Here is a 12,230-nt window from a genome sequence, read left to right on the forward strand (position 1 = left end):
TCTTAAGGGGGATTTAGGGGGAACGAGATATGTGCCACGACGGATTAAATTGGTATAATCGGAATCGCGATCGCCTAAAAAATCCTGCCGTCAGAACACCTATGGCTTACAGTAACAGCAAACTTGAGGGAAAATCTTTCTATCAATCGGAACCTTTAATCGCCAGATTGAGGGGAATTATTCGCGATTATCCCGAAGGTGTGGGGATTCTCAAGGAATTAATTCAAAATGCTGACGATGCGAAAGCCACGCGAGTAGAAATAACCCTCGATTGGCGAAACCATGAAGTCAAAGAATTGCCTGACGATCGCATGGTACGGTTAATGGGGCCGGCGATGTTAGTCTACAACGATCGCGTATTTACAGACAAAGATTTTGACAGCATTCGCAGTTTGGGACAAAGCGAAAAAGCAGGAGACTTGCAGAAAACGGGTAGGTTTGGTGTCGGTTTTAATGCAATTTATCACGTTACAGATTTTCCCAGTTTTGTGTCGCGCGATCGCCTGATTTTTTTTGACCCTCACGGGGCGGCGATTCCCGGTACTTCTAGGCAAGAACCTGGGCGTGAGTGGAATTTGGCAGAGGCGAAATGGTACGAAAAATATCCCGATTTTATGCAAGTCTACGCAGCGGGAGGATTGCCCTTTGGAGATCGAAACTTTCAAGGTACTCTATTTCGCCTACCGTTAAGAACAACAGAAAGCGCTAAAAATAGCGAGATTCGTAAACAAGCTTTTACCGAATCCAACGTCAAGGAATTACTTGATGAATTGAGACAGTCTGGTGAAGAACTTTTGCTATTCTTGAAATCAGTTCAGGAAATTCGAGTTTATGAAATTCCGGCAAACAGTCAAGAAACCAGACAAGAAATTCTGGCGATTGTGACCAAAAATCCGCTAGAAGTCCGAGAAGCGCGACAAAAACTCCTGGATGCAATTCCCGATACTCCCGACAAGTTACTGGAATTGTGCAGCAGCAATCCTGATGGTTTAGTCTCAGTTTCTTACCGCCATGAGATAGAAACGATTAGTTGCGATCGCACTATCAAGTCTACTTGGAGAATAGTCAGTTTAATTCGCACAGACGAAGGCGGCGATTTGGCAAAAGTGATAGCAGCAATGCACCAAAGTCAAGAGAAAGTCGTGCCTTGGGCCGGTGCTGCTGCTAGAATTAGTGCTGCTAGTACCGAGGGAAATCTGCCGCCTGTTTCTGGCAAAGTTTACTGTTTTTTGCCGCTTCCCCTCGAAACTGGTTTGCCGGTTCACATCAACGGTTTTTTCAACTTAAATAGTTCGCGGGATAACCTCAGTAGCGACAGCGGACAAACGGGAAAAGATCGGCCGAGAGCTATTTGGAATGGGCTACTGGCGCGCCATGTTTTGTCTCACGCTTATGCTAACTTAATTGTCGATTTAGTGCAAGATGTCGGACGGTTTCAAGCAGAGGAATTTTACAAATTTTGGCCGATTAGCAAAATCACTACTAGCAAAGCTCTGGAAGAGTTGGACAATTCTGTGATGCAGCTATTGTACCACAAACCAGTTGTGCGATCGGCTGTAAAACATATTGTAACTGAGGGTGAAATTAACGGGACAAGATGGGTGACTCCTCCGACAGTCAAAAATCTACCCTCGAAAAAGTGGTGGGATGAGTTATTAGCACCGCTGTGTGCCGATAATATCGATATTCCCAATCCAACCTTACCAGATTCGATTTTAGCTGCGTTTAAAGATGCTGGTTTACCATTGGCAACTTTCACTGCGGCCAACTTGCGAAAGCATTTAATCGAAAATCAATCCCTAGGGGTTTCGCTGTCGGATGCACCGAAACCAAGCCTCCGAAATCGGCAGTGGATTGGGAATATGTTGCGCTATTGTCTCAGCGACAATTGCCAAGATTTACGCGGTTTGCCGTTAGCTATTCTGGCTGACAATACTTTGCAGGTATTTGGGTATAATGCGATCGGTACTATCTACATTGCAGACGACGCGCAGAGGGAAATTTTTGCCCATTATCCAAAATGGTTTCTCCATCAAGATTTAACTAAATTATTGCCGGGATACAATCTAAATGGCATCTCAAGTATGAGTGCTGCGGAAGTAGCGAAGAAGTTGGTTAATGTCATTGGTTCAACTCAGTCAGAAATTGATTGGAATCCCGATGCAGCGCATCCTCCTAATGCAGAATGGTTGACTTTAGTTTATCAATATTTTTACAATATCGGCCCCAGATATCTATCGCAAGAAACCGTCGAAAACTTGAAAAAAGTAGCGCTGGTTCCGGGAAATCATGCTAAGCTTTATAAAGGAGGATTTTGTGATACTCCTTTGTTGCGCGACGATAAAATTGAGGCGGAAACAATTGCAGCGGTGCAGTATTTTGGGGCGACTATCGTCAAAGCACCTGCAAAACTTGAGGGCGCGATCGCACTATTTGCCGATCGCCACAAAAATCAGTTAGTCTATGCTATCACAGGCCCAGATATTCTAGACATAGTATATTGGCGGCGCGATCGAGGTTTGCCACCTTATGACGAAAAACATTATACAAATCTGCTCAATTTTCTGGCAAGTCGAGAGCAAAGAAATTATGATGAAACTAGGCTAAATAAGCTGCGCCAACTGCCAATTTACCCCACAGCTTCCGGGGAAATAGTTTCTCTGAATAGTGAAAATGTCTACCTTCCGGGTGACGGATATGAACCACCAGACATTGCAGGTAGTTTGCGACTTTTACGCATCGGAAAATCTAGGGAATGGATGTCGCTATTCCAACTTTTGCAAGTACCAATACTCAACCGCGCGAGACTGATTCGCGACTGTTTGTTGCCAGAATATGCGTCGTTTTCTTCGGAAGAACAGTTAATTGCACTAACTTGGATTCGGGATAACTTGACTAAAGCCAGTCAAGAATTAGAACAGGGAGGAGAAAATGCTTTTGGATTCCAGGAAGAGTTGAAAAAGGCTCGTTTGGTACGTTGTAGTGACAGGAGATTGCGATCGGTCCAATTGATTTACAATCCTTTAAGTGAGGTAGTTAGAAACATTCTCGGCAATGTAGCAGCGATTCCAGACATGGAATTTTACTCCCAAGATTCTGAAAGTTGGCTGAATTTTTTCTCGGATTTGGGAATGAGGCAAAATCCCAATCCTGACGACATTTTAGCCTGCATTGACAATCTAATTCAAACCGCCAATCGAACGGGTGCAGATGCTGTTAGTAATACCTGCATTGCTGTTTTTAACTACATTGTTGACAACTGGGAGGTGCTAAAAAATACCAGAATTGCCAACAGCAACAAGACGCTACCAGAAGCACTTGCAGATAAACCTTGGCTTCCTGTCGAGGGAAATCCTGAGAAGTTAAGCCAATATTTCGGTGCTGCAAAACCTGAAGCGAGACTTTACCGTGCTAAAGATTTATGTTTCATTCAAGATGCTTATTTAGTAGCCAGCCAAAAACTCATATTTGCGCGTCCTCAGCGGGATTTGGTGAAGGTAGAAATCAGGAATGCCCTGGGTTTTGATCCTGTCGAACCAAATACAGTCATCGAACATTTTGATGTTATCATAAAACTTTGGGAAAATGACAAAATTCAATTATCCAACACTCAAAACGCACTATTAGAATCAGTAAAGACAATTTACAAGTATTTTTATGATACTTTGGTAAAAGGCGGTATTTCAGGCGATCGCCAGAGACAAATTCAACAGCGTTTTGCTCACCGCCAATGTCTGTGGGATGAGTCTACAGGCAAGTTTTGGCAACCAAAACACGCATTTTTAGAAGATGTGCCGTTTTTCGGAAATCGCCGCACAACCATAGCTAGTTCTCATGCTCATTGCGAAGTGTATCAGTTGTTAGGACAAAGGCGATCGCCCGTAGTACAAGACTACTTAGACTTCATCACAGAACTAGCAGAAGAGTACCACAACAACTCCTTAAATGAAGCCGATAAAAACTGTGCGATTCAGGTAATTAGCCGCCTGGAATCTCAACAGTTTTTAGAAGGAGTCACCCTTAAAAATATACCCATGCTTACTGCTAACAATACGCTGGGTGTGGCTGACCAAGTTTTCATAGCAGACGCACCTTGGCGCAAGGATTATATTGACTCTAACCGGATACTGCACGAGCTAGTTTCTACTAAATTTGCTAAATCCGTTGGCTGTCTTTCTTTGCTCAACGATGCAGTAGAAAGCCCAAAAACAGTAAAATTAGCCCGGAACATCAAAAGCTGCGATTGGTGTCTAGAATGGCAACATACCCTAAATTCGGCAGAATTTATATCGGGTTTGAAGCGGTTGATTTTTCACGATCGCGAATCCGAACCAATTTTAGATTTAATCTGGCTGGCTAAAGCTAAAGTTTCGGCGGCTAGTCAAATTAATGTAGATTTATTTTTGAGCGATGAAACCCTCATTGCCACAGACATACCGGGTACTCAACACTTTGACGAATTCAATAAAACTTTTCAGATTATCAGCAGCGCTAACAGATATATTATGCTCTGCTTTTTAGCAGAAAGCGTCAATTTTAGACTGGGAGAATATGCGGTTAAAAATTTGCTGCCACTAGCCACCATAATTGATGCTAAACCGAGTATGATTAATAGTTTACTAGACGAGTTGCGAATTAGGTCTTTACCATCGCTTGTTACTGCTACTGAATCGGAAAATCCAGAAGATAATATTAGTAAATTGGCGAAAAATTCTAGGGGTGAATCTTCAATTTACTGGGGGGCATTTTGAGGGAGTAAGATTAAATGAACCGCGAGGCACGCGAACGCAAAGGAAGAACCCCCCCCTGCCCCCCCCAAGGGGGGAAAGAGGAAGATGCAATTCTGACTTCGTGTTCTTTGCGTCTTCGCGGTTTAATCATTCCGATGCAACCAGATACTACTTAAACCGCCAAGAAATCCGCAGCAGTAATCAAACTATTAGCCCCAATTACCTTAGCCAAAACTTGATTAGTTCCAGCTAATTGTAGTAAAAATTCATTGCCAGTTTGAGCAACTTGCAATTGTGAAAAACTCAACCCCCCAGTCAGAGCAAACTTGTCCACTCCTACTTCAAAATTGAGCACAGTATCGATACCGCTGTTAGCACTTAACATAAAGCGATCGCCCCCAACACCGCCAATCAAAGTATCATCTCCCCCATCACCACGCAACCAGTCATCTCCTGCACCTCCGTTGAGAATATCGTTATCTTTCCCTCCGTAAAGAGTATCGTTGCCGCCATCGCCGTTGAGAGTATCTTGCCCTTCGTTGCCATAAAGCAAGTCATCGCCACTGCCGCCATTGATACAATCTTGTTGCCCGATCGCACCTACAGATTTTCCGTTGTCGCCCCCATCCCCAAAAATGGTATCATTACCATCATCGCCACATAAAATATCGCTCCCATTATCACCGTAAATTAGATCATCTCCAGCATTTCCATCGACCAAATCATCATCGTTTCCACCACGAACAAAATCGTTACCAAAACCACCATCCAAAGAATCAGAACTATCTCCACCATCGAGAAAATCATTCCCATCTCCGCCAAACAACAAATCGCGGCCATCAACATCACTAACTAACGGGTTTTGTAAACCACCATAAAGGGAATCATCTCCGTCATCGCCGACTAGAGTGTCAGCCCCCAGTTCGCCCCAAATAATGTCAGCATCTTTGCCACCATAAACTAAGTCATTACCCTTACCAGCCAACAGGGTATCGTTGCCACTGCCACCGCCGATGATATCGTCATTGTCATTACCGAAAATTAAGTCACCTTCGGAAGTAGTGATCGTGCTATCAACAGCTTTACCATAGTCGCCTAGTATGGTGTCAGAACCGAGGCCACCGTAGAGAGTGTCGGAATCAGCTTCGCCGAAAATGCGATCGCCTCCCTTTCCGCCAAACACCAAATCGCGACCATTACCACCAACTAAAGTATCATCATTATCTTGACCGTTGAGTAAGTCGTTACCGTCCCCTCCAAATAGCCAATCGCGTCCTTCAGAGTCCTTGGCTAGGGCATTGAGGACACCACCGAACAGGGAATCGTCTCCGTTGTCACCCAACAAAGTATCGGCACCCCGATCGCCCCAAATCACATCATTTTCCATGCCACCATAGGCGATATCTGCACCTTTACCCCCGTACACAGTGTCCTTGCCTTGGTTGCCAGCGATCGCATCAGCACCTTCTCCACCAAAAATTAAGTCGCCGTCATTCCCAGTCAAATCAACACTATTACCATTGTCACCGACGATCGTATCGGGACCGCGATCGCCATAAAGGGTGTCGGAACTGCGATCGCCAAAAATGCGATCGGCATTCTTACCTCCGAAGACAATATCGCTTTCCTTGCCAGCATAAACAATGTCATTACCCCAGCCCGCAGCAATGAAATCCTGTTCTCGATCGCCAAAAACAATATCAGAACCACCTTCACCCAAAACCGTATCATCTCCCAGGGCAGCAACAAACATTTCATTGGCATCGGAACCAGTTAAATAATCATTTCCAGCAGTGCCGAAGACGGTGTTGTTAATATCGATCGACTCTGCTGCATTGGAGTCGAAGTTGAGAATTGGGGCCGGCTGCGCTTGCCTAAAAGTTATCCCAGGCAAGACAGGCAGAGGCTGACAGCCACAACCTGTATCCGGTTCCGATACCGGCGCAACCATTATGGTTGATGTTGATGTAGGTGTTGGTGCCGGTGTGGGCGTAGGTACTGGTGCAGGTGTGGGCGTGGTGATTGGTGCCGGTGTGGGCGTGGTGATTGGTGCAGGTGTGGGCGTGGTGATTGGTACAGATTCCGGTACCGGTGTGGGCGTGGTGATTGGTACAGGTTCCGGTACCGGTGTGGGCGTGGTGATTGGTACAGGTTCCGGTACCGGTGCCGGTGCTGGTGTGGGTGTGGGTGTAGGTGCTGGTACAGGTGCTGGTGTTGGGGTAATTTGTGGCAGAGTAGTAGAAACTATGCCCACCGTAGGACTGATATCCCCCGTGTTGTCCTTAGCGGTATAGGTGACAACTGCTCCTGTAAAACCACTACTAGACTGAACAAACACCTCCGTAATTTGACTCGGAGTCAAGACTTGATTAGAGGCGATCGCGACTCCCCCCTGAGTCGGGTCTCCCAAGAACAATGTACCTTCCTTGGGTGGTAAAACAGTATTGACTGTATAGGAAACAATTTCACCGTCGGGGTCTTTCCCCCCCAATCCGGGGACTTTGACAGTGGTTTCTGGCAACAGACTCACACTAGAATTGTTGGTGACTGGCGGTTGGTTAACCACAGGCAAGAACAGACTAGCCGTGGCAGGGGTGAGATTGAGCGCACCGCGACTATCTTTGGCACTGTAAGTCAAGCTAGCCCCCGCAAAAGTACCAGTTGCTTGAAAAAATAACTGGTTGATTTGGTCGGGGTTCAGAACTTGACCGGCAGTAATTGCGACTCCGCCCTGGGCTGGATCGCCTAAGAACAAGATGCCTTGGCTATTGAGAGGCAGAGTATCGATTGTATAAGAGGCGATCGCATCATCTACATCCTTCGCCCCCAGTCCTGCCAGCTTCACCACAGCATTCGGTGTCACCGCAGTATTTGTGTTCGCAGCCACAGGCGGTTCATTGAACTGTGGCAAAGCCAGAGAAACTACCGCTGCTTGACTGCTGCTTCCCCGATCGTCCTGACTGCTGTAACTAAAAGTTGCCCCTGTGAAGGTTCCCGCCGATTGGAAAAACAACTGGCTAATTTGATCCGGTGTCAGGACTTGACCGGCACTCACCGGCACCCCACCTCGATCGGGATTTCCCAGGAAGAGAACACCTTGATTGGTTGGCGGCAAAGTGTTCACCGTAAAAGAAACCACAGTGCCATCTGGATCTGTCCCTCCGAGTCCACCGATGGCGATCGTGTTTTTCGGCAAAATTATAGTGGTGTTTTTGTCGGCTATGGGAGATTGGTTGGTCGGCGCAGTCGGGGTGAGAGTAGTGATGACAGTCGCATTTGGTTCGGAACCATTGTTATTATTCAGATTGGGGTCTGTCGTAGTCGATCGACTCGAAGCAGTATTTTTGATGCCAGTCCCTGGAACCACCAACGTCACAAAACGATTGACATTCTCACCGCTGGGCAAACTGGAAATAGCCGGGAAAGTGACAATCCCAGACACCGGATCGTAAGTACCCTCATCAGATACCTTGACTCCGGTTAAACCAGGAACAATGCTGTCAGCGATCGCCACCCCCACCGCAGCATCAGGCCCCTTGTTCAAGGTATTTATAGTATAGGTAACAGAACTACCAACAGTCGCAGATGTGAGACCGGTTTTGGTAGTTACTAAATCCGCAGTAGGAATAGTAGGACCCGCAACCACACTGGTAGTGACTTTAGCAGTGGCAGAGGAACCGTCGTTGTTGCTGAGGTTAAGGTCTGCCGTAGTTGATTTACTGCTGGCAACATTGCTGATGCTGCCACTGTCGGGAACTACTAAGCTAACGGTACGAGTGATGGTTTCACCCCTGGACACCTTGGCGATCGCCGGAAAATTCACCAGCCCAGAAACCGGATCGTAGGTTCCCTCGTTAGAAACCACAACTCCCCTTAACCCTGGAACTATACTGTCGCTGATGACAACATTAGACGCATCGCTTGGCCCGATATTGCCCGTAGTAATTGTATAAGTGACCGATTGTCCAGGCGATGCCGATGTCACTCCACTTTTAGTAGTTACCAGGTCTGCCACAGCCCCAATCGTCGTAGACACCTTAGCCTTGGGGTCCGTACCGTTGTTATTGCTCAGGTCTGGGTCCGTGGTCACAGCACTGCTTCTAGCCGTGTTGCTGATGGCACTCAGGGTCGCTGGAAGCACTACCCCAACCGTCCGAGTGATGGTAGCACCATTGTCGATCGCCACGGGTTTCCAAGTCACTATCCCCGTCACTGCGTCGTAGGTGCCACCATCCGATGCCGTGACTCCGGTTAATCCCGGAATGATACTATCTGTAATCGTCACTCCTGCTGCCGGACTTGGCCCTTTGTTCGCAGTGGCGATCGTATAAGTCACCGTCTCGCCCGCCCGACTCGAAGTAGACCCACTTTTAGTAGTTACCAGGTCTGCTACAGCCCCAATCGTCGTAGACACCTTAGCCTTGGAGTCAGTACCGTTGTTATTGCTCAGGTCTGGGTCCATGGTAACAGCACTGCTTCTAGCTGTGTTGCTGATGGCACTCAGGGTCCCTGGAAGCACTATCCCAACCGTCCGAGTGACTGTAGCACCATTGTCGATCGCCACGGGTTTCCAAGTCACAATCCCAGTAACTGCGTCGTAGGTGCCACCATCCGATGCCGTGACTCCCGTTAATCCCGGAATGATACTATCTGTAATCGTCACTCCTGCTGCCGGACTTGGCCCTTTGTTGACAGTGGCGATCGTATAAGTCACCGTCTCGCCCGCCCGACTCGAAGTAGACCCACTTTTAGTAGTTACCAGGTCTGCTACAGCCCCAATCGTCGTAGACACCTTAGCCTTGGAGTCAGTACCGTTGTTATTGCTCAGGTCTGGGTCCATGGTAACAGCACTGCTTCTAGCTGTGTTGCTGATGGCACTCAGGGTCCCTGGAAGCACTATCCCAACCGTCCGAGTGACTGTAGCACCATTGTCGATCGCCACGGGTTTCCAAGTCACAATCCCAGTAACTGCGTCGTAGGTGCCACCATCCGATGCCGTGACTCCCGTTAATCCCGGAATGATACTATCTGTAATCGTCACTCCTGCTGCCGGACTTGGCCCTTTGTTGACAGTGGCGATCGTATAAGTCACCGTCTCGCCCGCCCGACTCGAAGTAGACCCACTTTTAGTAGTTACCAGGTCTGCTACAGCCCCAATCGTCGTAGACACCTTAGCCTTGGAGTCAGTACCGTTGTTATTGCTCAGGTCTGGGTCCGTGGTAACAGCACTGCTTCTAGCGGTGTTGCTGATGGCACTGAGGGTCGCTGGAAGCACTACCCCAACCGTCCGAGTGATGGTAGCGCCATTGTCGATCGCCACGGGTTTCCAAGTCACAATCCCAGTAACTGCGTCGTAGGTGCCACCATCCGATGCCGTGACTCCCGTTAATCCCGGAATGATACTATCTGTAATCGTCACTCCTTCTGCGGCATATGGCCCTTTGTTCGCAGTGGCGATCGTATAAGTCACCGTCTCACCAGCTTTCGCTGATACTGGCCCTGTTTTGACCACAGAAAGATCGGCGGTCAAAGTTAACTCATTAATACTTTCTACAATTACATTGTTGAGTTCATGGATATTAGTATTACCTCCTGTAGCCGCCGCAAATCCAAACTTCAGCGTAGATGGTACTTCTCCATTTACGGCCTTTAAATCTGGTATATCAATAACCGTCTCCCCCGGCTCAAATACTCCATTACCATTGAGATCGAAGGCAACGCTAAGACGGTTGGGTGTTGCAGAACGCACCGGAAACAGAGTGATTTGAACGCTTCTTTTTGCCGCACTCCGAATCGTTGTATCTTTATTGTCTATACCAATAGCAATAGAAGCATTGGTTAAAAACTGGTAAGAATTTTTTTCGCTACCCCTAATACCTACAGAATCCGGGGAAAATCCAGTGCCACCAACTCGCCCGGCCGTAGGATTTGAGAAATTACCAAACTCATCTAACCCAACCCCTAAATAACCTCCAGAAATGCCGGCGGAAACAGGGGTACTACTGGTGTTTTGGGCATAGCCAAGGGACCCTCCAAAGCCTCCTGCTTTTGTTGGTGTAGCTGTTCCATCCACCAGGAAAAAGCTAATACCATCAGCACCAAAAAGAGTACCATCCTCTGCGGCGACGGTGTTATAAGCAAAAAAATCAAAAGTAACTTTTAGACCTTCAGTAGCTGGGATAGCCTTGTCATAGAGTACAAAAGCTTCCTGTCTTCTAACTGATGGAGTCAGCCGCAGGACTCCGTTACCTGGTGTGTCTCCACCCAAAGCAGGAATTACGCCGGATATGGTTCCTCCGGTAATACCAGGAACCATTTGCCTGGTGATGGGGATTGTGGGATCGTAAAGTGCTCCGTTAGTGCCTCGATAAATCCAGGGGCCTATGACTGTATCGTTTTTGAATGTTTCGCTGACTAATGTCCCCAGGATACCGCTATATTCTTGCTGTACTTGGCGATCGATCGCGATGCTAGCTTCTATGTTGCCGATCGCAAATTCTAATTCCCAGTCACCACCAAGGGCCGCACTCCCCGTCAAATCATCGGAAGCTGCAATATCTGCACCAGTAATTTCACTCAGTCTCCCCAGGAAAGCTTGGCCGCTTTTCCCTGCTGCAATGCTGCATCCCAACAACAAAATATCCCCTCTCTCGCTGAGAGATTTTCCCCACTGTTGCAACAAATCGCTGTAGCTTTCTATGTTGTTGCTATTGAGTTCTATCGACCCTACTTGTAGTCGCCCTTCTTGGCCGTGAGAAACTATCTGAAGGCTTTCTAAATCTCTCCAATTAGCCAAAATTCTAGTAATTTGCTTGACTCCATCCAGGGTAGGGTCAAGCATGAATACCTCTGTACCCTCCGTTGCTCCTTTTGCCAAGCTGTCACTATTTTCTACTTTTGTATCGACTATCAGTAGATTTTTAACAGGATGGGAACGCTTGTTCCCTACAAGGTTGGTGTTTTTACCAAGGTTTTGGGTTGTGGAAAGGGTGCGGCAGATGCTTTTCATGATTAAAAAAACTCACAAATTATCTAAAATAAACTATTTGTTGGACAACAGATTTAGTCGGAATTGAAAGTAATATATTCAGCTCTTTTGAGTTGTGGGTGACTAATCGAAACATGAATTCAAAGATTCAAATCAACAGTCTATTAATTGGGATTTGATAGCTTTGCAAGTATTGCCAAACGAGGGAGAATATTTTAGAAGCCGAAGCCCCAAGTTGGATTTATTGCTATCAATTTATTAGTGCTGTTTACATTTTGTTTGGAAGTGGAGTTGGGTTGAACATAGATCTATTACGTCCAACAGTGGGCAAAAACAGGAATTATCAAAAACTTTTTGATGATATTCTTCCTCGTTAGGCTCTACCATAGACTGTCAGATTTAGGTCTGGTGTTCTAGGTAACAATTCATACCAAATCCGGGTTAAAAACCCCCTTTATTTCTTAGTCCGCGTCGGCGGACTTTGTTAGTGTAGTAGCGGTTTCAACCGCCGA

General features: G+C 46.9%; 2 protein-coding genes. One reads left to right on the plus strand and one right to left on the minus strand.

Features of this window, described 5'->3' with window-relative positions:
* Positions 1-29 precede the first annotated feature (29 nt).
* Positions 30-4,751, plus strand: coding sequence for a hypothetical protein (locus AAFP11_RS02585; RefSeq protein WP_341735609.1), 4,722 nt, complete (start codon positions 30-32; stop codon positions 4,749-4,751).
* A gap of 151 nt (positions 4,752-4,902) precedes the next feature.
* Here AAFP11_RS02585 and AAFP11_RS02590 read toward each other — a convergent pair whose 3' ends face one another.
* Positions 4,903-11,739 (minus strand): DUF4347 domain-containing protein, encoded by a 6,837-nt coding sequence (locus AAFP11_RS02590; RefSeq protein WP_341735610.1) that lies wholly within the window; start codon positions 11,737-11,739, stop codon positions 4,903-4,905.
* Positions 11,740-12,230 lie beyond the last annotated feature (491 nt).

Source organism: Microcoleus sp. CAWBG640 (assembly GCF_020883015.1).
Lineage (GTDB): Bacteria > Cyanobacteriota > Cyanobacteriia > Cyanobacteriales > Microcoleaceae > Microcoleus > Microcoleus anatoxicus.